Source organism: Nostoc sp. TCL26-01, assembly GCF_013393945.1.
Taxonomy (GTDB): domain Bacteria; phylum Cyanobacteriota; class Cyanobacteriia; order Cyanobacteriales; family Nostocaceae; genus Trichormus.
In genome coordinates this window covers 4,259,633-4,282,862 of sequence record NZ_CP040297.1, presented here as the reverse complement: position 1 = coordinate 4,282,862, position 23,230 = coordinate 4,259,633, and the positions used below count along the sequence as shown (strand labels likewise).

Genomic DNA, 23,230 nt, shown 5'->3' with positions numbered 1-23,230 from the left:
CTCAATATTGTTAGAAATAATTACTTTCCCTATTGTTACTTTTGGTTAATTAATTGTGTTTAAATACTCAAAAAATGCTAACTGTAGCTTAACTCTAATTTTGATACAAAATATACAGGTACATTTTATAGATTCGCCATTTCTATAAAATAAAAAATCTATCTAGAGAAAGATTAAGAGCAAATAGCATTTCTCACAAAACGGTAGGGGCGGGTTCACCAGGTATTTCATGAATGATGGAGGCATATTTGTGAACCCGCCCCTACAGCCTCTGAACTACGGTTGGACACTGCGTTGCAAAGCAAATTTCTTAAATTCACCGAATCTTGTGGCAAAATCGGCTGAAGTTAACACGTGTATTATATAGACATCTGGTGAAAATGAATGTAGAGACGTTGCACTGCAACGTCTCTACAAGGATTTTGGGCAATGCAGAATTAATTTCTGGAGATATCTTATGAGAAAAAGCAGTTTTAAGAGCTTTTATATGTGTTTACTATCATTTTCATGCCCGCAGGTGCGGCTAAGGTTAAACCACGACGTACTGGCTTGACTGGGCGTTTTTTAACTAGTGATAGTTGAAATTGAGACAAAATTGTAGCTAAGACAATTTTCATTTCGTATTGGGCAAATGCTAGTCCGATACAGCGCCGATTTCCCCCACCAAAGGGTAAGTATTCATAAGGGGAAAATTGCTTTGCTAAAAAGCGTTCTGGTCGGAATTGTTTGGACTGTGGATAAACTGCTTCTCGATGATGAGCTAAATAAATACTAGGTGAAATGATAGTTCCTTTTGGCAGTTCGTAACCCATGATTTTTATCGGTTTTTTTACTTGCCGAAAGAAAGCATTAATCACAATTGGATAAAAGCGTAAAGTTTCTTGGCAAACTGCTGTTAAATAAGGCAGTTTGGCAATATCATTAGGTTCTGTATTGGTATTAATAGTATCTAATTCTGTTGATAATTTTTCCCTGACTGCTGGTAATTGATCAACCCAATAAAAAGCCCAAGTTAAAGCAGAAGCAGTAGTTTCATGTCCAGCAACCAACATAGTCATTAATTCATCACGCAGTTCTGCGTCTGACATTGGTTGTCCGTCGTCATAACGGGCAGAAATTAATAAACTGAGAATATCTTGACGGTTTTGTTCCGACTCGGTGCGACGTTCGGCTATCAAAGTATAAATTAATTGGTCAATTCTGTGAATCAGGCGCACCATCTTACCCCAAGGACTCCATGCACCTAAATCCTTTTGTAAAAAACTAAAGAAAAATGTCGTAGATACTAACGGTGAACCCATGAAGTCTAATAGGTCAGTGAGTAATTCTCGCAGTTCTTGAAATAATGACCCTTCATCGACACCAAAGACTACCCGCAAGATGACACGCATGGTAATTTCCTGCATGGAAGTGCGGATATTAAAAGGTTTACCAATTTGCCATTCATCCATGACTTGTTGAGTGATGTTGCGGATAGTTTGACCATAGGCCCGCATGCGTTCACCATGAAAAGGTGGTGTTAATAGTTGACGTTGACGCTGGTGGCGATCGCCATCTAATAAAATTAAGGAGTTATTACCCAGTAAAAGCTCTAAAATCTGACTACCTCCGCCTCCAGTCTCGAAGCAGTCGGCATTGGCTGTAAAAATTTGCTCTAATGCTTGGGGATGACTGAAGTACACCAGATGAGTCTCTCTACTCCCCCAAATGGTGAAGTTATCACCGTAGACTTGAGCAAAATCTTCCACATACTCTATAGGCTGAGTAATAAACTTGAATAGTCGCCGCCAGCGTGAGACTCTTGGGCCGTGGGGTAGGTTGTAGGTGAGTGTCATAAATGTGGGGTTTATTAGCTACCTGGAAGCATTAAATTCGTGAATGGACGGTTATTCTGCCAGCGATAAATAGAAAAGTCGCGCCTGTCACTGGTTAAGATTCGCTTTTCCTCAAAATGTTCTGCCAGCATTACTAGAGAAGCATCGGCAAAGTCCATCGGTATATCAGCATAGGTTTCCATCAACTCTACAATTCTTTGGAGATGAACTGTTTCCAAGTTAAAAATCGTCAAGTCTTCACTTTCGATAAAGTTTCTCAAAAACTTCGGTGGTGCTTTACTACCTGTTTCTCTAAGTAAAAGATAGCAAGTTTCAGTAATAACTGGATAGGTAGTGATAATGGGTTCGTTGATCGCTTCAAGAGCTATAATAGCAAGGTGATGAAATTGATCATTCGGACTGGCGATCGCTACAAAAAAGCCAGTATCAGCGAGAATCATCAGATAAACCCATTTCTGTACGGACAATTGCCTTATAGTTGCTAGACAGATGAGAGTCTGCGTCTGGCAAAGAACCAATAAATCCAGTTTTTTCAAACACTTCCAGAATTTTTTTGCCCCGTTGAGGCTTATTTTCCTTGACTTCCAGAAGTCTCAAAGCCTCACTAATGATATCAGCAACGCTTGTATACTTTCCTGTCTCAAGATATTGTTGAACAAGTTGTACTTGTTCAGGCGTAAGTAAGATATTCATCACAGTTATCTGGTAGGTTCTGTTTTTAAGGTATCATCTTTTAATTTGGCACATCCACCCAGCTTGAGGTTGCATGAGATTTATGGCATAAATCCATTAATAATTGAGAATAAATTCCTTCTTTTAAGGATGGGATTGTTTGTTGTTTGCTATCGATGCCTTTTACCCATTGGTCTACTACACGTAAGAAGGCACAAATGCGACCATCGGTGTAATGTTGAGGGAATAATAAGCGTTGGGGAATTTCGATTTCTTGTAGGGGTTGACCGATTTGCGAACCCCAAACCCGAAAACCGTGAATATAGTCTTTTTGATTCTCACTACCGATAACTAGAGTACCGCGATCGCCATACACTTCTACCCAATGTGTCCTAGCAGCATGAACCACTGCACTAATAGTTACTTGGCAAGGTGTACCATCGGCTAATTCCAATGACAGCAGACAAGTATCATCTGTCTCTACAGGTTTTAATTCCCCATTTGCAGGGTCAATTCTGGCTGGTATAGCTGTACTCAAATGAGCATTTAATCGGCGGACTGCACCAAACAACCAAGCAATATAATCAAAAGCATGGGAACCTAAAGAACCCAACGCACCCCCACCTTTTTCTAGAGAAGAATACCAGTTCCAAGGGCGGGAAGTATCAGCACGGGAAGAACCCAACCAATCAATTCTAATTAAGCGTTGATTGCCCACATAACCAGCTGATAAAAGTTCAGCAAATAACTGCCAAGCTGGCACAAAGCGAAATTCAAAATCAACGCTAGCAATTACACCTTGTTTTTGTGCTAGTTCGGATAGTTCTTGAGCTTCAGCTACATTTAAAGTAACAGGTTTTTCTAATAGTAAATGTTTTCCAGCTTGCAGTGCTGTCTTAGCCATTTCGTAATGTAAAAATGGCGGTGTAGCAATACTCACTGCTTGCACTTCTGGTAAAGCCACAATATCAGCTATGGTCTGGCAAGCATGAGGAATATTATATGATTTGGCAATGGTCTTAGCTTTCTCAATATCCCGGTGATAAACAGCAACTATTTCCGTCCGATGATGGGCTTGCAATGCCGGAATATGGACTTTCTGCCCAAAGCCAGTACCAACAATTGCCACCCCGATTTTACCCTGGTTTATTTGTGTAGTCATTAGTTATTAGTCAATAGTCATTAGTCAATAGTCATTAGTTGTAGGTTGGGTTAAGCGCAGCGCAACCCAACATGGATCTCAGAAACACAATATGGATATTGGTGTTGGGTTTCCTTACGTCAACCCAACCTACTAGCGCGGCAAGTCTAATTTATTGGGTTGAATAATTATAGAATACTGTCTTTTTCGGGTTTCTATATTTCTGGAACCAAACATTTTAAGCTTGCCGCGCTACTACACTTACTCAGCACTCAGCACTCATAACTCTTTTATCGCAAAAATCGCATTGTGAATGGATAGCGATAATGTTCACCATTGTAAGCTTTTGTGGCAGCAAAAGTGACTAAGAATAATTGTAAAAGAACTAATCCGATCGTAAAAGACATCCAAATTAATATGAGACTGTCTAAAACTTCACTCACTTGATTAATTTCCCCATTAGTAGTGACAGCTACACTACAACTAGCTAATACTAGTAACAAAGATATAACTATGACGACAACAATATAAAAAGTTAATGAGATTTGAAAATTTAAAGACTCTCGACCTTGAAAATCAACCCAAGGGTATTTAAATTTTCTCAGTTTCCAAATTAGCAAGGGGGCTAAGATATTTAAGGGTAAAAATAAGGGAATGCCTGACAAAACTACAGCAAATAAAATTAGCCACGCCAGCAATGCTGAGAAATGACACAACATAGCCCAGATCCGCATTTGTTTGTTGTGTTGTACTCTCATGGCTTGATGTCTCATGTGAATTGAGAAGGAATGCTTATCCACATTATCAAGAAAAAAGTCTCACAACAGCTTAGAATCTTAAAATCTCTTGGTCATAATTTTCGGGTAGGGGTTCGATTTCCCAAACTATCCCTTCTCCAGTTTCCAGGGCGACTTCCACATAGAGTTGTTCGACGGCGGTTGTGGCAATATCTTCGTTATTGGGGAATGGTTGTAAGTCTTCTGTCAACAAGCGCAATTTAAAGCCGCCAGGAATCGCTGCACCGACGTTAGCATTTCGTAACTCAAACCGCCAATATGGGGCATCGGCTTCGCCTTGGGGTGTTACCATCAGTTCATAGGTTTGACCAGCAATTGTCAATCTTTTCGCTAATGTCACTCCTGGTTGTCGATCTTCTGCACTCCGGGAAGCAGCCGCACTTAATTGTACATTCAGCCGTCCCCAACCCAGATTTTCGGCAATTTGGGTGACACCGTTTTCTAACCATTCCCAGACTGAACGTTGTTCTGGTAAACCCAAGCGGCGTTCGTATAGGCTTTGTCGCCAGCCACCATGTTCAATTAGTCCTCCCCACAATGGAAAAGGGATAGCCAAGCGGGGATGGATAATTTCGGGATTGCCTAAACGAGTGATTAAGTTTTGGGCTTGGGTTTGGGGTATGGTTGATAGGGCTGTAATGGTGCTGCGGGTAATTTCATTGGGGCATAATTGCCGGGCTACGGGTAATACACTGATGTCGTCGATCATCTCACTCGCGTTTATAGCATAAGTGCGATCGCCTGGATCATATTTGCCTTGATCCTGAAGTTGGGCATGAGTACAGTAACCCCAAACTTTCACATAGCCGCTATCTACTTCCACTTGCACCGCCAAGTAATAATCCCCAGCCCAGCTTGGTAAATCTACCCATTCTTGAGGTACACGTAATTCGCTTAAGTCCATAGCTTCACTGGGAACCAAAATAAATCTGGTTACGTCAAGACTGACTGCGGTTCCATTCACCAGTTCCCAAAAACTAGCGAGGGCAGTGGTAGATGGCCACACCTTTGCCCGTGTTGTAAATTCCTCTTGCAGCCAAGGCAAGACGGCACTCAAGCAAAGTTCGTTGAGATAAGCTTGATAACGTGAATAAGGATGGGAAAACAAATGACTCTCAAGATTTGCACCTGAAGTGGTAGGAATTTCTAATATCAGGTCTGTCGAGTCAGCAAAAGTGAAGACAGTAGGGTTAGCAGTCATAGGGTGTACTCCGGCAATCTCTTTGGCTGGGTTGGGTGCAAACTGAGAAATGTGCTATTTCTCGAACAGACTTGAAAATTGACAAATATTAATTAATAGTTAATTTTCGACTGTTTTAGCATATTTTATGTATTTGAAGCACTGTAGTAATTCTGTAACCAGTCTTCTATCAATGCACTCATACCCTTGAGTATGTCTGAAGTTAAAGAAATATGCAGTTTGTCTTGACTCCAGCTAGCCACAGACTTGAGCAGCATTTCTTTAGCTTTAGTGAGTCGTCGGGAAACAGTATACTGCTTCATGTCCAATTGTTGAGCGATCGCCTCTTGATTTAATTGTTGGGTATAGTATAGAGACAAAATTTCTGGCATGGGTGATTCTAGTTGAGCGATCGCTGCCACTAAAACATTGTTAATCTCCGTTTGTTGCGAATTTCTGGCTGCTTCTTCCTCTTGGCTAACGATTTCCTGAATTAAAGACGCTTGTTCTGTCCCTGGAAGATTATCTAAAATTTCCGGTGAATCATCGCCACCTCTGGCAACGTTGAGAGAATCAGGCGTGGGATAAAGATACTTACGAGTAGCCTTAGCTGCATTCAATAATAACTTTTCTAAAGTTGGGGGATTAGTTGGTTGAGTGCTTTGAGCATTGTAAGCTTTGGTAATCGCTTCCCAAGTAGCCTCATCAGGCCGAGACAGTTGACGAGAGTTAGCGGCTTTCGTCGGCACATATAGAGTTTTAAAACAACTCCAAGCCAGGATGTAAGCAGGAATCTCCGCCAGAGATAAACCGGCATTTTGCAAAGCCTCATCCAATCGCTTTTGGCTGATTTTGCGTAACAAACCCCAATCGGTACAGATATCAACTTCGTGGCGTTGACGTAAAGTTTCGCGGATAGCACTACCAAAAATAATACCGGCGTAGTTTTTCAGACTACTAGTTTGACTGGGATTAAACCCCTTGAGGACACGATCAATTTGAGCGATCGCCACCTGAAAACAGTCAGATAACTTATATTGTGTACTGACAAAACTTGCGGCTGTTTTTTGTGATGTCCAGTAACAAGGTTCTTGCAAATAAGCACTCAGATGCTGTTTCGCTAGAGACTGAGTTTCCGGAACCTGCCAAAACTTATACCAGTACAACGCCCAAAAATATTCCGAACCTTCCTTGGGGTTTTGCTGAAGACAACTGTGGATGCTGCGACGCAATCGTGATTCCGTCGCCCAACGACTGAAGCGATCTGCATCGAACTGCACAAAAGTGGAAAACATTTCCATGATGCTTTGCCGAGATTGCATAAAAAATTAGAACCCGACCTATAAAAAAACTGAAGACGTTAAACAACGCCTGCACAAACTTTACTACAAGGAATGAAAATCATGTTTCGAGTAGGCATTAAATCTTTAACAGTTGCGGGAATTGCCACCTTGACTGCTGCAACTAGTGTAATGGCTCAAGTCCCCACACTAAACAACTTACGCCTAGTCCAAGCCCCCAGCTTTAGTTGTGGACAACATCTGCGAACCTATATCGTCAAACCTCTAGATAACCGTCAAGGTTTTGGCATTCGCTGCGTCAAATTTAGTGAAGGTAGACCAGGAACAGCCATCCCCAGATTAGCATGGTACGGCGAAGGCAACTGGGGTGGAGCAACCTATCGCCACGCCGGACAAGCCATATACAGAGGTTCTACTCTGGTGGGTTTCGCTTCCGATATCCACGGTAACGGTGAAGATATTAACAACAACTTCCCTGGAAATCTCCGCGTCCAAGTGATTGGTGGTTCCACCATCCGCGTGACTGGTGCGTGGAATGAAGAATGGAAATTAGTCAACACTACCAACTACAAACCTTTATCCAGACCAAGAACTTGTGGTGGATATTTTGATGAATATCAAGTATCTGACCTAGGTGGTAGTCGTCAAGGTGAAGGCTTACGTTGTGTGTTGCGTGTCGGCCCTAAAAATACCACTTGGTTTGGCAATGGTAACTGGGGTGGTACAACGTATTCCCACATAGGAACCCGTTCCTTTAATGGATACGGTGCTGGTGATATTTGTGGCAATGGTTTCGGGCCAATTTGTAACACCTTTGGTTGGGGTTCATTGAATTTAACACAAGTTCCTGGTGGCTTTGATGTCACAGGTGCATGGAGTGAAAAATGGCGCTAAATCGATGCCAAAAAATCAAAATTTAATCAAGAGTTTTGATACATCGATAATCGCAGATATTTATTTGACAAAATCATTTTGTTCCCAATCCCCAATCCCCAATCCCCTATATTTAACGGAGTGTAATTAATATGTGGAAATCTTCTTTAACTCTTGCTGCTGCTAGCGTTGCTTTAACTGCTGCTTTTGCTACTCCCAGTTTGGCTGCACCTGGCGATTTTGTCGGTACTTGGGTAAATAAAGATGGCAATACTCGCGGTATTACCCGCTTGGTCGTAACTTCTGCTGGTGGCAATAAATTAAATATTCAAGTATTTGGTAAATGTCATCCCACAGATTGCGATTGGGGTACTACATCTTTACTGACTTATGGTGTAAATGTCCAAGATACCAATCATGGTTATGGATCAGCTAACTATAACAAAGGCTTCGCAAATACATTTCTCGGCTTGGGTCAATCTGGTCAAGAAATTATGGTGCAAAGCTACACCCAATTTTTAGATAATAGTGGTCGGCAAAACTATTATTCTCGTGAATACTTTCAGCGAGTTCCTGTTGTGAAAGTTCCCATCAGGAAGTTGCCAATCACCCCATTTAGATAAGCTTTTCAGCAATGTGGGGTGTGGGGGTAGAAAAAATGATTTTTATAGAACTTACGCACCGAAGATAAAAACCCTTACTAGGGTGGTCAATAGTCCATAGTCAAGGGGAGCCAGCCGCTTGCGGGGTTTCCCCCGTTGTGCGGACTGGCGTTCAAAATTAAGTTTTTTTGGACTATTGACTATTGACCATTGACCATTGACAAAAAGTGCGGAAAATCGGTGACACTGCGTAAGTTCTGTTTTATTGCTTTTACAACAGAGATAGTAACCTTTCATACTCTGTATGTGACCCTACCCAAAACCAAATAACTGTATCTCCCTCTAACTGTGCAACAGCTCGATAGCTTCTGCTGACTCTCGCAGAATAAATAGGTAATTCTGGATGCACTTTTTTGAAACGTAAACTCGGATGATTTGGATCTTGTTTAAATTGGCGATATGCTTCGCGGGTTTGCTTTTGCACGTTTTCAGGTAAATTACCAAAAGCTTGGCGAAACTGAGAAGTGATCCGAGAATTCACAATGTATCTGGATCTAATTGTTGAGTGTTACCTGCGCGATATTCAGCCATCGCTTGATCTGCCAAAAAAGCTAGAGCATCAGGAGAATGCTCAAAAGCTTCATCCCAGCGTTGTTCATCTTCCAGTTCTTCTAAAATCATCGTAGCCATAGCATTTTGTTGACTGACTGGTAAGCTTTTGAGTTTGATAATCGCTTGTTCAAGTAATTCTGTCATGGTGAATGATTATCCTCTGTTTGATTAATTTTCTCACAAAATCCGCCATCCCTTGAGGGTGAAGTCCCCCTTCACCCCTAGTTACCCAATGCAAATCTTGCTTGAAAGAAACGCAGATACTTCGGTTCGTAAATCATCTTCAATCCACCCAGGCGATCGCGGTTGTAATACACTTCTTCTACAGCCTCGGCGGTAAGATCCATGTGGGCTTGAGTATAGACACGACGGGGAATGGTCAAGCGCACTAGTTCCAACTCTGGATAATAATGTTCACCTGTGTCTTTATTCCGTCCGGCGGAAACAATACCTCGTTCCATCGCCCGAATTCCGGCTTCTAAATATAGTTCTGCGGCTAAACGTTGGGCGGGAAATTGGTCTTGGGGGATGTGGGGTAAAAAGCGTTTAGCATCTAAATAGATCGCATGACCACCAATGGGGACAACAATAGGGATATTCCACTCTAGGAGTTTTTGACCGAGATATTCAACTTGTCCCACCCGCGCCCGGATATGATCATCTTGCACGGATTCTTCGATACCCCGCGCCATTGCCTCCATATCCCGTCCAGCCATACCACCGTAAGTATGTAGTCCTTCGTAGATCACTACTCGGTTACGTGCTTCTTCGTAAATGTCGGGGTCATTCAGTGCTAACCAACCACCGATATTCACTAGGGCATCTTTCTTGCCACTCATTGTACAGCCATCTGTGTAAGAGCAAAATTCTCGTAAAATATCAGCGATCGCTACTTGCTGATAACCTGCCTCTCGTTGCTGAATAAAGTAGGCATTTTCTACCGCACGGGTAGCATCCAAAATAATCTTGATGCTGTAACTTTGGGCTAATTGATACACTTCCCGCAGATTAGCCATAGACATCGGCTGTCCACCAGCCATATTCACAGTTCCCGCAACGCATATATAAGGAATGCGTTCTGCACCTACCTGTTTAATTAAGTCAGTGAGTTTTTGCAGATCAACATTCCCCTTAAAAGGATGCAGAGATTGGGCATCATGGGCTGCATCGATAATCACATCGACAAATGTACCCCCGGCTAGTTCCTGATGTAGCCTTGTCGTCGTGAAATACATATTCCCTGGTATGTAGTCGCCAGGTTTGATGAGAATTTGCGATAGGATATTTTCTGCACCCCGTCCTTGATGGGTGGGGACAAGATAGCGATAGCCGTAATACTTTTGGATGGTTGCTTCTAGATTATAAAAGTTTTTACTGCCAGCGTAGGCTTCATCACCCAACATCATGCCTGCCCACTGGTAATCACTCATGGCAGAAGTGCCGCTATCGGTGAGTAGGTCTATGTAAACATCCTCAGAACGTAATAAAAATGTATTATAACCAGCTTGGGCGATCGCTGCTTCCCTTTCTGCACGAGTGGTCATTTTTAAGGGTTCCACTACCTTAATTTTGTATGGTTCTGCCCAAGAACGACGACGGCGTGGGGAAGTATTTTTATGATCAGTCATAGCAATTTTGGCTTATTAACTTCTTTAAGACTAGGAAAATAAATCAATCTCTGCTACTAACAAATAACACATAACCACTGACATACTTTTACAATACAGTTTTATACAAGATTAAGTCAGCATTAAGATTTTTGTCAAAATTGGTAAAATTCTCATATTTCATAGCGCTTGTGTAGGAAAATGAATTTTAGGCATCAACAAATATATTTTTGTAAACTTTTGTTTTGTGTCCAGATAAAAAATGCGTTCATAGCAACACCAAATCATTTATGAGAAACTATATCCCCCATTTTTCCCAATAGAGGATATCAAATTCTCAATCTTCACAAAAACGCATTGATAGCTGCCTGAATTTATTACGCGCTTACTTGTTTAATAACTAAAAACTTTCACAGATTAATTCATTCAGTATGAGTGTCATCAATCTGTTGAATCTGCATAAATATTGGAGAAAAGAAAATGGCAATTCGCAATAACTTAGGTAACAATCTATGGCAGAACGTCAGCAAAGATTCAGTTAGTTGGGGTTCCCTAGCCCTTTTGATCAGTGGCTTAGTGGTAGTTTTACTAATTCTGTTCAACTTTGCCAACGCCTAATTTATTCATGTCTACAATCATCATCCCGACTGAGCAATAAGTCGGGATGTTTTTTTCATGTAACAATATTAAGCATGAAGATTAGCTTGTTCTTGCAACCAAGGATCTACAGGCTCTCCGTCTTTACGACGCAATTCAATTTCTATGGCTATCACTTCTTTTGAGCCAGGAGGAGCAGGTTTTTGGTGAAAAATAATATCATAAGCCAAGGGATCGTGATTACGTTCCTTCAACCATTCCTGTACCTTAGTCATAGCAAAGAATGATTGACCTTGTTCAAACATCCGCGTAATCTGCATTTGCAGGGTGTAGGGATTGATACGACTCATATCTTAACTACCTTTGTACCAAAATTTTTTTGAGCTAGTTACATACTTGCTTAACTGCACAAAATTAGTATAACCAACTATACATTAGCGATCGCTGAATTTCTTAAGACCTTGCAATGTAATGTCTCTATGTAATTTATATAGGACTAGTATTTGATTATTGAAAAAAATCAGTACCAGTCAAGGAACTTCTTACCTATTCTCATATCTTGCACCAGGCGACTAGAAGTCGCAGCTACACAGACAAAACCCGCCTACGCGGGTTAAAAGTCAATACGGTTCAGTTAAGAAAATAAATGAATTACTACACATAAAACATATCTATTTTTTGGAGGGGGTTTGGGGGACGCAACCGTCCGAAGTTTTGTGGAAGGAAACCTTCCCCACAAACTTCTCCCAATCGGGGGTTTGGGGGATTCTCCCCCAAGTCTTGGTTTTTGGGAGATCAATAAGCTGACAACCTTAACTGAACCGTATTGGGTTAAAAGTCCCAATGGCAATACAGTTTTCTGCAATTTTATTGACAAAAACTGCATGATAAGCAGCATAAAAGGTGAATGAATAATATCTACATTTTTTTTACTCTGTACACTGTAAGTGAAAAAAATGTGACAGCAAGTTAGTAACTCTAGTTGAAAACTATGGCTCATAAAGAAGTGGAAGATATTTTGATGTCTGCCGATATTTCTCATGGGAAATATTTAACATCCTTTCAAAGAAAACTATTGTTAAAAAGTTTACAAGCCGATTTACCTGAGTTTTATTGCCAACGGATTCAAATTATGTTGCTGGCAGATATAGGTAAATCTCAAACAGAAATTTGTCGCCTGATTAAATGCTGTCCTGCTACAGCAAGACATTGGATACACATGGCTCGTTCTGGTATGGCTCATCAATGGAAATTATCGCCAATTGGTCGTCCTAAAGCTGTCAATGAAGAATATTTAGAGCGTTTGCAAGAACTAGTTAAAAATGACCCCCGCGATTATGGTTATAGTTTTCGGCGGTGGACAGCCAACTGGTTAAACAAGCATTTGGCAAAAGAATTAGGTGTAAAAGTTAGCGACTGTCACATCAAACGATTACTCAAACAAATGGGTTTATCGACAAGGCAATCAGCGAAAAATATCACTAAAAATTTGTCTCCAGAGGTGAATAGCTCACAAATTTCTATTAGCGACCTCAAGCATAAATATGTACTAGAAGACAATGAAGTTTTACCAATTCACTTTTTAAAATTAGAGAGCAATTCCTAAAGCTATGGTACAAAATCCAGCGACCATCAAAATCTCGTGGCAATTATGCAATCAAATCATCGGTTATTCTCTATCAGCATCAGAGTTCCAAAACTATGAGCAAAAATTTAGATACCTAGAACCGAAAGTAGGTAAATTTTGGCAAGGAACTGATGTGGAAGCGGGTATTTATATTGTCCTTAGCGGTAAAGTTAGGTTACTAGACGAAGCTGGGGAATTAATCACCACCTTAGAAGCAGGTGCATCATTTGGACATTTCACATTATTTCCTCATACTAACTTCAAACCTTATGCAGCCAGAGCCAGTACAAATGTCAGCTTATGTTTTCTCACTCATGAATTTCTCCAACAATTGATAGTGAAATATCCCTCGATCAGTGAGTATTTAAAAACACAAGCACATACTTTTAATGCTTTGTTAGTTAAATCTGATGAAAAAATTCATGAGAAAACATTAACAACTAATAATTCTATCTCTCAACCACAGATAAACAAACAAAAAAAGCTTAATAAAGCTGAATTTCCCCATCCTACACAAAGAGTTGGTCACTTATTACAGCGAGTCACACGACGCTATGCTTTTTTTGCACAACAGAGTGCATCTGATTGCGGTGCAGCGTGTCTTGTGATGGTGTCGCGTTACTGGGGGAAAAAATTTAGCCTTAACCGCTTGCGGGATATGACTAATGTTGACCGAAATGGGGCATCTCTGCGTGGGTTAACAGCAGCTGCTGAAAGTTTAGGTTTTAATACACGCCCAGTCAAAGCAAGTCTGAACCAATTAGCAAAGCAAAAATTACCTGCGATTGTGCATTGGGAAGGCAAACACTATATAGTTGTCTATGAAATTACTGCAAAACACGTCATTGTTGCTGATCCTGCTATTGGTCAACGTACTCTCACCCACCTAGAATTTCAAGCTGATTGGACTGGATATACACTGTTATTAGAACCAACGGCATTATTTAAAGAAACAAAAGAAAGTACTACTCCCTTTTGGCAATTTTTTGAGTTAATTAGACCTCATGGGTTGGTGATGTTAGAAGTTTTTATTGCTTCTTTATTTATCCAAATATTTGGACTCATCACTCCTTTATTTACTCAATTAATCTTAGACCGAGTGATAGTACAGCGTTCTGGTGTAACCTTAATGGCTGTGGGGTTGGGGTTAATGATGTTTAGTCTTTTTCGTGTGGCTATCACAGGGTTAAGGCAATATTTACTAGACCACACAGCAAATAAGATAGATGTGGCATTAATTGTCGCTTTCATTCGCCATACTTTACGACTACCTTTGAGTTTTTTTGAAACACGTTATGTAGGAGATATCATTTCCCGTTTACAGGAAAATCGCAAAATTCAGCGCTTTCTTTCTGGTGAAGCATTATCAATTCTATTAGATTTAATCACTGTTTTTATCTATCTGGGATTGATGTTTTGCTATAGTTGGCAATTGGCATTGCTATCACTAGTAATTATCCCACCATTTTTATTGCTAGCTTTGATTGCGACACCCTTTTTACAAAAAATTTCCCGTGAGATATTTAATGCTGCGGCTAAAGAAAGCAGCTATCTAATTGAGGCTTTGACTGGTGTGAGTACAATCAAATCTACATCTGTAGAACAAACAGTACGTTGGCATTGGGAAGAGTTACTACATAAGGAAGTCAAAACCAGTTTTTCGGGACAAGTTATTGGTAATCGCTTGCAAATTTTCAGTAACACCATAGAAGCGATCGCCTCTACTGGTTTATTGTGGTATGGGGCGCATTTAGTCATTCATAATCAGCTAACTATTGGACAATTGGTAGCATTTAATATGCTACTAGGTAATATTATCCGACCTTTCCAACGATTAACTGTACTCTGGAATGAATTACAAGAGGTGATTATTGCCGTAGAACGAATCAATGATGTTTTAGATGCTGAACCTGAAGAAGATTCACAGCAGCAGATTAGGCAATCTTTACCAGTAGTTCAAGGTCATATTCGTTTTGAAAATGTTACCTTTCGCTATCATCCAGAAAGTGATATCAATGTCTTAGAAAATCTCAATTTAGAAATTCAATCAGGGCAAACAGTTGCTTTAGTAGGACGCAGTGGTTCCGGTAAAACTACAATTTCTAAGCTAGTTTTAGGGCTGTATCCTCCCACAGATGGCAAGATATTAATTGATGATCATGATATTACTACTATTTCCTTATCTTCTTTACGCCAGCAAGTAGGAGTAGTTGACCAAGATACATTTTTATTTGGTGGCACAATTCGAGAAAATATCAGTTTAGGACATCCCGAAGCCACTATAGCAGAGATGACGACAGCCGCAAAATTAGCGGGGGCTGATGAGTTTATTAGAAAGTTACCTATGGGTTATGAAACCCAAATTGGTGAAGGTGGTGGTTTATTATCTGGTGGACAAAGACAAAGAATTGCGATTGCTAGGGCATTATTGGGTAATCCCCGGTTGTTAATTTTTGATGAGGCTACTTCTCATCTTGATACTGAATCGGAAAGAATTATTCAGCAAAATTTACAGACGATTCTGCGAGATAAAACTGCTTTAATTATCGCTCACCGTCTTTCTACTGTGCAGAATGCAGATTTAATTTTGGTATTAGATAAAGGTGTATTGGTTGAGAGGGGAACTCACACTCAACTTATGGCCAAGCGTGGACATTACTTTTATCTCAATCAAAAACAATTACAGGTTACAGAGTAAGCATTAGCAAATAAAATTTTGGGGATAAGTGATGACAAATATTCTTAATGGCAAGCTTAACAAACCGAGTTATAACAATGAACAGATTGAGGAAGCAGTGATATCTCCCATCATAGTTGAATCAAAAGATGATTGGTCTTTTGCTACCAAAGAATTATTAGATAGCTTGCCTCAAGTTTGGACAAGGGGTTTGTTATATTTTTTAGTTGTGTCTATCTCGATTATTTTACCTTGGGCAATACTTTTTAAAGTCGATGAAACTGGTACAGCGAGAGGGAGAATTGAGCCTAAAGGCAAGACAGTAAGATTGGATGCACCTGTGTCGGGAATTGTGCAAAAAATCATGACAAAAGAAGGGGAATCAGTTAAGGCAGGACAAAATTTATTAGTCCTGGATACAGATTTGTTGCAAGCAGAATTACGGCAAATTCAGGATAAATTAGAGGGACAATTAAATAGGCGATCGCAATTAAATTCCTCCCAAAATCAATTGCTAGTTGCTTTCACAACTCAGCAGCAACAAAATCGCTCCCAAGAATTAGAAAAGCAATCTCAAATAGACCAAGCACGGCAAAATTTAATTGCAGTTAACAATACCTATGAATTGCAAAAAGAAGAAAAAAAAGCACAAGTCAATCAAGCCAAACAAAACCTTGAATATAGTAAAACTGCTAATATCTTAATTAGTAGTAGTTCAGCTACTTCTCAACGAGAAGAAAAACGTTACCACCAACTTTGGCAAGCAGGTGTGATTCCGGAAACTAATTTTGTCGAAAAACAAGAGATAGCTAAAGAAAAACAAAAACTAGCCGAACAAAGTCAGTCAGATATTCAACAAGCTTACTTACGCCTAGCAGAACAACAAAGTAGTTATGAGCGAGTTGTCAAGCAAGGTAAAGCCGATATTACCCAAGCACAGTTACGCTTGAATGAGCAAGAACGCAGTTACCAAACCTTAATTCGTACCGGTAAGCTAGCTTTACTGAAAATCGCCGAACAACAAAAGACTTTAGAAGCAGAAATTACCACCTTAGCAGCAGAAATTGCTCAAACTAAAAGACAGATTGAATCATTAAATATTCAAATAGCACAACGACAAATCAAAGCACCAGTGTCCGGTACTATCTTTCAGTTACCGATTCAAAAAGCTGGTGCAGCCGTCCAACCAGGAACAATGGTAGCAGAGATTGCTGCTGTTGGTTCTCCTTTAGTGATTCGCGGGCAAATGGAGACTAATCAAAGTGGTTCTCTCCGGGAAGGATTACCAGTTAAATTAAAGTTTGATGCTTATCCTTTTCAAGATTACGGAGTTATAGAAGGAGAATTAATTGATATTTCTCCTACCACTATCGAATTAGATACAACTAATGGCAAAGCAGCAGCATATAACCTGGAAATTACTTTAAAACAACATTGCATTAAAAGCGGTAATAAATGTATCCCTTTACGTCCAGGTGATACCGCGACAGCTGAGGTGATTGTCCGTCAAAGGCGAATTATTGATTTTCTACTTGATCCATTCAAGCAATTGCAATCAGGTGGTTTGAAGTTGTAAGCATCAAATATCAATATTTATCTATATTTCTGCACCTAATCAATTCAAACGAGGAAAAACACCATGTCACATTCTATCACTATCACCAATGCAGATATTTTAGAGCAAGTCAAACTATCAGGTAAAATTCCTGAGATAATTGAGCAGATTATTCAGCGCAAAATTATCAAAAACACTGTAGCTGAAGCAGGTATAAAAATCGAGACAGAAGAATTGCAAAAAACAGCAGACCAGATGCGTTTAGTGAATAAATTAATTAGTGCTGAAGATACTTGGATATGGTTAAATAAACACGGCTTATCTCTAGATGATTTTGAGGATATTGTCTACACAAATCTCATCTCAGCCAAGTTAGCAACTCATTTATTTGCAGATAAAGTTGAGGCATATTTTTATGAACATCAACTAGATTATTTGGGTGTTGTTATGTATGAAGCAATGTTGGATGATGAGGATTTAGCTTGGGAACTTTTTTATGCCATTAAAGAAGGGGAAACTAGTTTTCATGATGTGGCTCGTATACACATTCAAGATATAGAATTACGGCGTAAATCTGGGTATTTAGGAATAGTGTATCGTCGAGATTTGCAACCAGAGATTTCTGCTGCTGTCTTTGCAGCTAAACCACCACAGCTTTTACAGCCAATTGTGACTTCTAAAGGCGTACATTTAATTTTTGTCGAGGAGATTATTCAACCACAACTTAATGAAAGACTCTGCCTAGAAATTGCTACACACTTGTACTATGAATGGCTGAAAATGCAAAGCCAAGAGGCTGAGGTTAAGCTTCAAATTGATGAGATAGTTAGCAATTCGTAATTTCTGACAGTACAAGTCACTAATATAGAAGTAGTATTTGATTTTTTAAATACACGTAGTGGCCTGGCAAGCCTAAAGTAGTGCATGAGGCGTAGGTTGGGTTAAGCATAGCCCAACCCAACAGAGATCAGAATGTTGGGTTACGCAAAGCCTCCAACGCCATGTAAGAATTTAACCTGATATCAAGTATTAATTTTTTATAACTAGGGCATCGCGCCTCTTGTTATTTTGACAAAAATAACCGATTTTTTACATAATCCTAATAGAATAGAGATTTGATATGTCGAAAGAACCGTGGCTAGCCGTAAATTTATCTCAAATATTTCCTGGGCTAGGACAAATATATTCAGGAAAAAAACTCCAGGGATATTTTCTTATATTTATTTATATTGCTCTATATATAATTGCAATATGGTTAATAGTCAGTGCCAAAGGTAATATCATAATCGGCTTTGGTCTTTTAGTAACTCTTTGGTTTGTCTGGTTGTGGAATCTTTTCGACGCTCATAGTGCAGCCAAAAGTAATAATACTCCAGAATTCGAGGAATTACGCAGGCAAAGTAAAGACCCTTGGCTTGCTATGTTCCTTTCACAGCTATTTTTTGGCATCGGCCACTTTTACATTGGTAAGTGGTTATTTGGCATATTCGCAGTTATCTTGATAATAGTTTTTTCAGGTATCTCAATATTTCTTTCACCGATTATTGATGCTGTGATTTCATATCTAGCATATGTGTTTTCCCCAGTGCATCGTCAAAGATCAAAAAACTGGGCGTTAATTATTGCAATACTAATAGCAATGTCAGGTTTATTATCTATAGGCACTGCATTTGTTACGAGAACATATCTAGCTGAAGCTAGATGGACACCTTCAGGCGCTATGGAACCAACTCTGCACGGTTCTCCAAACCAATGGGAGGCAGATAAAATTGTAGTTGATAAGTTGAGTTATCGCTTTCAAGATCCTGAACGTGGCGATATTATTGTATTTTACCCTACTGAAGCTCTACAAAAGGAACAATACAATGATGCCTTTATTAAGCGGATAGTTGGGCTACCTGGTGAAAAAGTAGAATTGCAGAATGGGCAGGTTTATATCAACAACAAACCTTTACCAGAAAACAAATATTTGAGTTCTAATCAGAAAACTGTAATTGATGTTTGCTCATCAGGAATTCAGCCACCTTACCTAGCAAAACCAGTCACCATACCACCTGCGTCCTACTTAGCTCTAGGTGATAATCGTAACAATTCTTACGATGGGCGTTGCTGGGGAGTTGTACCCCGCGAACTGATTATTGGTAAAGTCAGCAAAAGATTTTTCCCTGTCAGCCGCATTGGTAATGTTGAATAGGGTAGGTAGGGTGCGTCAGTATGAATAATTTCCTTGGTGTAGCTAGGTTTTCGCTCACTGACACGCCCTACATACTGCTACGAATTACTTTGACTTAGGTAAGCGCTGTCAATTTTGAATTTCTACTGTAATGGGGGTAAGTTATTTGGGTCAATACCCTGAGACTGTAAATAAGCTATTAGTAATTCTTTTTGGTGACGTTCTTGTTCTGCGCGTTGACGTTCTTGTTCCGCACGTTGACATTCTTGTTCCGCACGTTGACGTTCTTGTTCCGCACGTTGACGTTCTTGCTCAATTTGTTCTACAGCCCAAGGTAACAAATTACCATTTTGATCCCACCAGCGCAACCAATAACCAGTCCGCCCTTCTTTTATCCCTTGCCATGTTCCCAAAAATAAACCCATTTCCTCTACCCAATGATGACCATTTTCATCAGGTTGCTGCAACTCATAATGTCCATTTTCTAGTTGATAATATTCCAACAAACCACTATCAGGTTCAAAAATTAGGTAGATGGTAATTTGCAAAATTTGCTCATAGAAAAACCACTTTCCTGGAGGATATGTCCGCTTTACTGAATATTCTCCACCATCTTTATTTGAAAGAAATTCTATAACAAGGCTAGGGATTTCACCTTCAAGAATCGGTGTGTAACTTTTGCGATTGTTAATAATTTCTTTGACTGACGACACATATACCCAGTCGGGTGCTTTTATCATCAATTCCCCGTTGATTGTGGCACACAATCCAAAATTCGCAGCAATTAACATTTGCGGTTGGATGAAACCACTGATTTCTAAGCTTTCGCGCAATGCACCAGCCAATAATGGCTGACCGGTATTCTCCACTGGTTCATCCTCTAGTTGAAAGTCTTCAGGTAAGGCTTCCCAAGTGATTACCAGTTGATTTGATGACTTGGCTTGGCTAAGTAGGGTTGCCATATATGCAGCATCGGTGTCTGTTTGTCTTTTATTTTATCGCTTTCAGGGCAAGTCTGGGTATTTGGGAATAGTGTATCGTTGAGATTTGCAACCAGAGATTTCTGCTGCTGTCTTTGCAGCTAAAGCACCACAGCTTTTACAGCCAATTGTGACTTCTAAAGGAGTACATTTAATTTTTGTCGAGGAGATTATTCAACTACAATTAGATGAAAAAGCACGTCTAGAAATTGCTGCACATTTATATTATGAATGGCTGAAAATACAAAGCTATACTCTCCCTTGAAGGCTTACGCCTACGTTCCTCAAACCAACCTACGCAGTGTGTCGCTTAAGTTAATCAAAAATTTTGATGCAACGTTGTCCAACCCAATAAAAACCAGAACCATCAGGAAGAGGAACACGTACTACGCCACATGGTAATGGTCGTTTTATTGGTATTGGCGGTGTCGTTGCGATAATTAGTGTTGCATTTGTGTCTCTAATTATGTTGTTTATATTGCAAGAACTTTGGTATCTGGTGGCGGAAGCAATATAGCCTGGTGGTGGAGTAAAACCACAAATTATTTGTCCAGAAAAAGGGGTGGCAATAGTCGTAGAATTTGTAGATCCTAGCAATGAACTAGCCGTGTTACATCCACTTGTATATGAATAAGCGACAGGTACATAATTTGATGGCGTTGGATAAACAGAAGTGCTTCTGACTCCGCAGATTATTTGTCCAGAATAGGGCAATTGGTACTTTGTAGCATTAATATTAAAGCCACTACAGCTAGAGTAATAAAGATAAGCAACAGGTACATATCCAGGTGGAATATCTGTGTCTATTCCACATTTAATGATTTCTGATTGTAGAAATTCTGATGGTGGACTGACATCAACTGGATATGTTTCAAGTGGTTCTAGGATTATATTTCGTGGAAATTGCGCTGATGCTGGATTGTTAACAAGGGCTAATAGAGATACTATGGGTAAGGTTAGAGATAAGAGGTAACTAAAATAAATCCTGTTCATAGTTATTTGTACCCATCTAGATTAATGAATAGTGCTGAGTTAAAAGTTCAGAAGAAAAGTAGGGTGGGTGGAGAGACAGCAAAACCTAACATCATCCATTGCTCTCATCAAAGTTTCACTAAACCATAATTACTTCTCCAGCTTTCTTCAACTCAGAAGATGCTTCTGGTATGTAAGAAGTTCTGGGTTGATTTACTATATTTTTTTGCTGTTCTCGTAATTCTGATAAGCGCATATTACTCCAGTTCACAAGTGCTAAATTACCTAAACGAGGAGCTAAACGATTAAGTCGCTCTACAGCAGAAATGGCAAGTGAATCCATCTGGATTGAAGCGAGATAACAATCACAAGCTATATCTAATTCTCCTAGTTTTTCATGGCATTGACCCGCCATAAACCAAGCGATCGCTGTTCCTGGTGGCCCTAATCTAGCTGCGGAACGATACATCTTAGCAGCTTCTTCTATTTTTTCTTGCTTGATTAAAATTTCTCCTAATTCTAAACAATATCTGGGTTCTAATGGACTCATTTGAGTTAACTTTCTTGCTCTCTCTTCAGCCAGATCCAGATCGCGAAGCCAAAGTGCTTCTTTAGTTCGGCTTTCTAAAACAATACATTTGTTTTCTAAAGCTACTATTTGCTGATTTTCATTTTCAGCAGTTAAGCTTTCTGCATAAGATTGGCAGATATCCATTTCTTGTATTACTTTGTGTTTATCTTTTTGGAGGAGAGGAACAAAAACGACAGCACGATAATAGACACTAAGTAAAATTTTATAACTAAAATCATCGAGCAAAGGTTGAAGATTTTGAATTTCATTAGTAGCAATTTCTCGCCAATATTCAGATTTTTCTAGACTTCTGAAGTTTTTAGCATATTGTACTACTAGTTGTAAGGAAGCACTTAAACGTGTTGCACTTTTAGGTGCAGCATAATTAGCGATTTTTTCAAATTGCTCCAAGTCCTTTTCTTTTAAAATACCTTGATCTTCATTTAAGGAAAAATTAGAGATAGCTCGATATAAAGCTAGTTTGGCTAATACACTTTCGCTAGCTATCTCTACCTCAGACATCTCTGGTATATAATCCAAAACAGCTTTATGCAAACATAAGTTTCTTAAGAGACTTATAACTTTGATTTTTGTCGTTAGTTCAAGTTCTTGATAGTGAGTTAAGTGTTCACAAAGATTATTCCATCTTTTTGTTCTTAATTCATTTGGTAGTTCCAATGGATTATCAATTTTATATTGTTGCATACCGGTTTCTCGCAACAAAGATTCTCTAAATGAATATGGATATATTACTTGTGTTCCATGATTAACAGGGCTTTTATTGATTAAGTTACAATAACTGAACTCGATTCCATATAGATGTGGAACACCACCATTGAAAATCCCTAAATCTAAATAAGGGCGATATAGCCAAGCTATAGGTGAAGTGTTAATTACAGACATAATTTTTTATCCTTGAAGTGAGATTATACAGAGTAGTAAAATTAGTTAAAATATATAGAATTGAAAAATAACATCTTTTAAGAAAAAACAACCTACAGTATATATAACCTATAAGATTTATCAAAGTAACCCACAATGGAATCAAATAAAATACTTGAAAATTTCACTGTGGGATTAAAAACAGTTTTAAAAATGAACCCCAGTTTCTAAAATACTTGAGCGTGTTTGGGATTCTATGTATTAAGCATAACCATACATAGTAGGGTCGAGAGGTTCAGGTTGAGGACACCAACAACAACAACCGCCTCCACGTAAGGTACTAAAAGCGACGAAAGCTTCTGAGTTACCTTGCTCGGCCTCTTTCTTGATGTCAATTATTTCAGTTGATTCGGTATTTAGTTGGTGAATTTTAATTTCAGCCATTGGAAGATTACTCCTAACTCAAATTTTGTAAATTGGCATTGGACTTAAATTTGTCCTATTCCTTCTTATCATGTAGTACTTGTTTATGAAATTCAAGCTTAAATTAAATAATTAACGCACATAAATAATGCT

23 protein-coding genes and 1 pseudogene are annotated in these 23,230 nt (G+C 39.3%); 9 read left to right on the top strand and 15 right to left on the bottom strand.

Annotation, left to right across the window (positions count from 1 at the left end):
• Nucleotides 1-473: 473 nt before the first annotated feature.
• From FD725_RS18700 to FD725_RS18670, 7 genes are all read right to left on the bottom strand, one after another.
• On the bottom strand, nt 474-1,835 hold the full coding sequence (locus tag FD725_RS18700) for a cytochrome P450 (RefSeq protein ID WP_179049535.1): 1,362 nt from the start codon (nt 1,833-1,835) through the stop codon (nt 474-476).
• Between the two features lie 14 nt (nt 1,836-1,849).
• A complete protein-coding gene (locus tag FD725_RS18695; protein ID WP_179049534.1) occupies nt 1,850-2,275 on the bottom strand; it encodes a type II toxin-antitoxin system VapC family toxin in 426 nt (141 codons plus the stop codon).
• Entirely contained in the window at nt 2,262-2,528 is a 267-nt protein-coding gene (locus FD725_RS18690) for a type II toxin-antitoxin system ParD family antitoxin (RefSeq protein ID WP_179049533.1), read from the bottom strand. Before FD725_RS18690 ends, FD725_RS18695 begins: the two co-directional genes overlap by 14 nt.
• Before the next feature lie 40 nt (nt 2,529-2,568).
• Nucleotides 2,569-3,669 (bottom strand): Gfo/Idh/MocA family protein, encoded by a 1,101-nt coding sequence (locus tag FD725_RS18685; protein ID WP_179049532.1) that lies wholly within the window; start codon nt 3,667-3,669, stop codon nt 2,569-2,571.
• A gap of 269 nt (nt 3,670-3,938) precedes the next feature.
• Nucleotides 3,939-4,406 (bottom strand): DUF4870 domain-containing protein, encoded by a 468-nt coding sequence (locus FD725_RS18680; RefSeq protein WP_179049531.1) that lies wholly within the window; start codon nt 4,404-4,406, stop codon nt 3,939-3,941.
• Between the two features lie 70 nt (nt 4,407-4,476).
• Nucleotides 4,477-5,646, bottom strand: coding sequence for a DUF1822 family protein (locus FD725_RS18675; protein ID WP_179049530.1), 1,170 nt, complete (start codon nt 5,644-5,646; stop codon nt 4,477-4,479).
• A gap of 125 nt (nt 5,647-5,771) precedes the next feature.
• Nucleotides 5,772-6,947, bottom strand: coding sequence for a sigma-70 family RNA polymerase sigma factor (locus FD725_RS18670; protein WP_179049529.1), 1,176 nt, complete (start codon nt 6,945-6,947; stop codon nt 5,772-5,774).
• An 81-nt stretch (nt 6,948-7,028) separates the two neighbouring features.
• On the opposite strand from FD725_RS18670, the gene FD725_RS18665 reads away from it, so the two are divergent.
• Together FD725_RS18665 and FD725_RS18660 are read left to right on the top strand one after the other, a co-directional pair.
• On the top strand, nt 7,029-7,820 hold the full coding sequence (locus FD725_RS18665) for a hypothetical protein (protein WP_179049528.1): 792 nt from the start codon (nt 7,029-7,031) through the stop codon (nt 7,818-7,820).
• Nucleotides 7,821-7,951: 131 nt separating this feature from the next.
• Entirely contained in the window at nt 7,952-8,422 is a 471-nt protein-coding gene (locus FD725_RS18660) for a hypothetical protein (protein ID WP_179049527.1), read from the top strand.
• Between the two features lie 250 nt (nt 8,423-8,672).
• Here the strand turns inward: FD725_RS18660 and FD725_RS18655 are convergent, their stop codons facing one another.
• From FD725_RS18655 to FD725_RS18645, 3 genes are all read right to left on the bottom strand, one after another.
• Nucleotides 8,673-8,942, bottom strand: coding sequence for a hypothetical protein (locus FD725_RS18655; RefSeq protein ID WP_179049526.1), 270 nt, complete (start codon nt 8,940-8,942; stop codon nt 8,673-8,675).
• Nucleotides 8,939-9,157 carry a hypothetical protein gene (locus FD725_RS18650; protein WP_179049525.1) on the bottom strand — a complete coding sequence of 73 codons (219 nt, stop codon included), beginning with the start codon at nt 9,155-9,157 and terminating at the stop codon, nt 8,939-8,941. The genes FD725_RS18655 and FD725_RS18650 overlap by 4 nt, the downstream gene beginning before the upstream one ends.
• A gap of 77 nt (nt 9,158-9,234) precedes the next feature.
• Nucleotides 9,235-10,641, bottom strand: coding sequence for a tyrosine phenol-lyase (locus FD725_RS18645; RefSeq protein WP_179049524.1), 1,407 nt, complete (start codon nt 10,639-10,641; stop codon nt 9,235-9,237).
• Between the two features lie 459 nt (nt 10,642-11,100).
• Between FD725_RS18645 and FD725_RS18640 the strand changes: the two genes are divergently transcribed.
• Nucleotides 11,101-11,238 (top strand): hypothetical protein, encoded by a 138-nt coding sequence (locus FD725_RS18640; RefSeq protein WP_179049523.1) that lies wholly within the window; start codon nt 11,101-11,103, stop codon nt 11,236-11,238.
• A gap of 68 nt (nt 11,239-11,306) precedes the next feature.
• On the opposite strand, the gene FD725_RS18635 is transcribed toward FD725_RS18640, so the two are convergent.
• Nucleotides 11,307-11,567 carry a hypothetical protein gene (locus tag FD725_RS18635; RefSeq protein WP_179049522.1) on the bottom strand — a complete coding sequence of 87 codons (261 nt, stop codon included), beginning with the start codon at nt 11,565-11,567 and terminating at the stop codon, nt 11,307-11,309.
• A 641-nt stretch (nt 11,568-12,208) separates the two neighbouring features.
• On the opposite strand from FD725_RS18635, the gene FD725_RS18630 reads away from it, so the two are divergent.
• The 5 genes from FD725_RS18630 to lepB all read left to right on the top strand — a co-directional run bounded on the left by FD725_RS18630 (nt 12,209) and on the right by lepB (nt 19,270).
• Complete coding sequence (locus FD725_RS18630; RefSeq protein WP_218653124.1) at nt 12,209-12,823, top strand: helix-turn-helix domain-containing protein; 615 nt, start codon at nt 12,209-12,211, stop codon at nt 12,821-12,823.
• Between the two features lie 4 nt (nt 12,824-12,827).
• A complete protein-coding gene (locus tag FD725_RS18625) occupies nt 12,828-15,542 on the top strand; it encodes a peptidase domain-containing ABC transporter (RefSeq protein ID WP_179049521.1) in 2,715 nt (904 codons plus the stop codon).
• A gap of 31 nt (nt 15,543-15,573) precedes the next feature.
• Nucleotides 15,574-17,097: an HlyD family efflux transporter periplasmic adaptor subunit gene (locus tag FD725_RS18620; RefSeq protein ID WP_179049520.1), complete on the top strand. Its 1,524-nt coding sequence runs from the start codon at nt 15,574-15,576 to the stop codon at nt 17,095-17,097.
• A gap of 63 nt (nt 17,098-17,160) precedes the next feature.
• Entirely contained in the window at nt 17,161-17,916 is a 756-nt protein-coding gene (locus tag FD725_RS18615; RefSeq protein ID WP_179049519.1) for a peptidylprolyl isomerase, read from the top strand.
• A gap of 778 nt (nt 17,917-18,694) precedes the next feature.
• Nucleotides 18,695-19,270, top strand: coding sequence for a signal peptidase I (lepB, locus tag FD725_RS32595; RefSeq protein WP_372726741.1), 576 nt, complete (start codon nt 18,695-18,697; stop codon nt 19,268-19,270).
• Between the two features lie 122 nt (nt 19,271-19,392).
• Here lepB and FD725_RS18605 read toward each other — a convergent pair whose 3' ends face one another.
• Nucleotides 19,393-20,211: a Uma2 family endonuclease gene (locus tag FD725_RS18605; RefSeq protein ID WP_179049517.1), complete on the bottom strand. Its 819-nt coding sequence runs from the start codon at nt 20,209-20,211 to the stop codon at nt 19,393-19,395.
• 49 nt (nt 20,212-20,260) lie between these two features.
• Here FD725_RS18605 and FD725_RS18600 point away from each other — a divergent pair.
• Nucleotides 20,261-20,494 (top strand): annotated as a pseudogene (locus FD725_RS18600) (peptidylprolyl isomerase); the annotation flags it as partial.
• Between the two features lie 50 nt (nt 20,495-20,544).
• On the opposite strand, the gene FD725_RS18595 reads toward FD725_RS18600, so the two are convergent.
• From FD725_RS18595 to FD725_RS18585, 3 genes are all read right to left on the bottom strand, one after another.
• On the bottom strand, nt 20,545-21,222 hold the full coding sequence (locus FD725_RS18595) for a hypothetical protein (protein WP_179049516.1): 678 nt from the start codon (nt 21,220-21,222) through the stop codon (nt 20,545-20,547).
• Nucleotides 21,223-21,340: 118 nt separating this feature from the next.
• The gene (locus tag FD725_RS18590) at nt 21,341-22,675 is read right to left on the bottom strand and encodes a tetratricopeptide repeat protein (protein WP_179049515.1); all 1,335 of its coding nucleotides are present in this window, start codon (nt 22,673-22,675) and stop codon (nt 21,341-21,343) included.
• A gap of 240 nt (nt 22,676-22,915) precedes the next feature.
• On the bottom strand, nt 22,916-23,098 hold the full coding sequence (locus FD725_RS18585; RefSeq protein ID WP_179049514.1) for a hypothetical protein: 183 nt from the start codon (nt 23,096-23,098) through the stop codon (nt 22,916-22,918).
• Nucleotides 23,099-23,230: the final 132 nt, after the last annotated feature.

What these genes read in the sequence shown, in the direction of transcription:
- FD725_RS18700 (WP_179049535.1), bottom strand. Translation starts at nt 1,835, where the DNA reads ATGACACTCACCTACAACCTACCCCACGGCCCAAGAGTCTCACGCTGG.
- FD725_RS18695 (WP_179049534.1), bottom strand. Translation starts at nt 2,275, where the DNA reads ATGATTCTCGCTGATACTGGCTTTTTTGTAGCGATCGCCAGTCCGAAT.
- FD725_RS18690 (WP_179049533.1), bottom strand. Translation starts at nt 2,528, where the DNA reads ATGAATATCTTACTTACGCCTGAACAAGTACAACTTGTTCAACAATAT.
- FD725_RS18685 (WP_179049532.1), bottom strand. Translation starts at nt 3,669, where the DNA reads ATGACTACACAAATAAACCAGGGTAAAATCGGGGTGGCAATTGTTGGT.
- FD725_RS18680 (WP_179049531.1), bottom strand. Translation starts at nt 4,406, where the DNA reads ATGAGAGTACAACACAACAAACAAATGCGGATCTGGGCTATGTTGTGT.
- FD725_RS18675 (WP_179049530.1), bottom strand. Translation starts at nt 5,646, where the DNA reads ATGACTGCTAACCCTACTGTCTTCACTTTTGCTGACTCGACAGACCTG.
- FD725_RS18670 (WP_179049529.1), bottom strand. Translation starts at nt 6,947, where the DNA reads ATGCAATCTCGGCAAAGCATCATGGAAATGTTTTCCACTTTTGTGCAG.
- FD725_RS18665 (WP_179049528.1), top strand. Translation starts at nt 7,029, where the DNA reads ATGTTTCGAGTAGGCATTAAATCTTTAACAGTTGCGGGAATTGCCACC.
- FD725_RS18660 (WP_179049527.1), top strand. Translation starts at nt 7,952, where the DNA reads ATGTGGAAATCTTCTTTAACTCTTGCTGCTGCTAGCGTTGCTTTAACT.
- FD725_RS18650 (WP_179049525.1), bottom strand. Translation starts at nt 9,157, where the DNA reads ATGACAGAATTACTTGAACAAGCGATTATCAAACTCAAAAGCTTACCA.
- FD725_RS18645 (WP_179049524.1), bottom strand. Translation starts at nt 10,641, where the DNA reads ATGACTGATCATAAAAATACTTCCCCACGCCGTCGTCGTTCTTGGGCA.
- FD725_RS18640 (WP_179049523.1), top strand. Translation starts at nt 11,101, where the DNA reads ATGGCAATTCGCAATAACTTAGGTAACAATCTATGGCAGAACGTCAGC.
- FD725_RS18635 (WP_179049522.1), bottom strand. Translation starts at nt 11,567, where the DNA reads ATGAGTCGTATCAATCCCTACACCCTGCAAATGCAGATTACGCGGATG.
- FD725_RS18630 (WP_218653124.1), top strand. Translation starts at nt 12,209, where the DNA reads ATGGCTCATAAAGAAGTGGAAGATATTTTGATGTCTGCCGATATTTCT.
- FD725_RS18625 (WP_179049521.1), top strand. Translation starts at nt 12,828, where the DNA reads ATGGTACAAAATCCAGCGACCATCAAAATCTCGTGGCAATTATGCAAT.
- FD725_RS18620 (WP_179049520.1), top strand. Translation starts at nt 15,574, where the DNA reads ATGACAAATATTCTTAATGGCAAGCTTAACAAACCGAGTTATAACAAT.
- FD725_RS18615 (WP_179049519.1), top strand. Translation starts at nt 17,161, where the DNA reads ATGTCACATTCTATCACTATCACCAATGCAGATATTTTAGAGCAAGTC.
- FD725_RS18605 (WP_179049517.1), bottom strand. Translation starts at nt 20,211, where the DNA reads ATGGCAACCCTACTTAGCCAAGCCAAGTCATCAAATCAACTGGTAATC.
- FD725_RS18595 (WP_179049516.1), bottom strand. Translation starts at nt 21,222, where the DNA reads ATGAACAGGATTTATTTTAGTTACCTCTTATCTCTAACCTTACCCATA.
- FD725_RS18590 (WP_179049515.1), bottom strand. Translation starts at nt 22,675, where the DNA reads ATGTCTGTAATTAACACTTCACCTATAGCTTGGCTATATCGCCCTTAT.
- FD725_RS18585 (WP_179049514.1), bottom strand. Translation starts at nt 23,098, where the DNA reads ATGGCTGAAATTAAAATTCACCAACTAAATACCGAATCAACTGAAATA.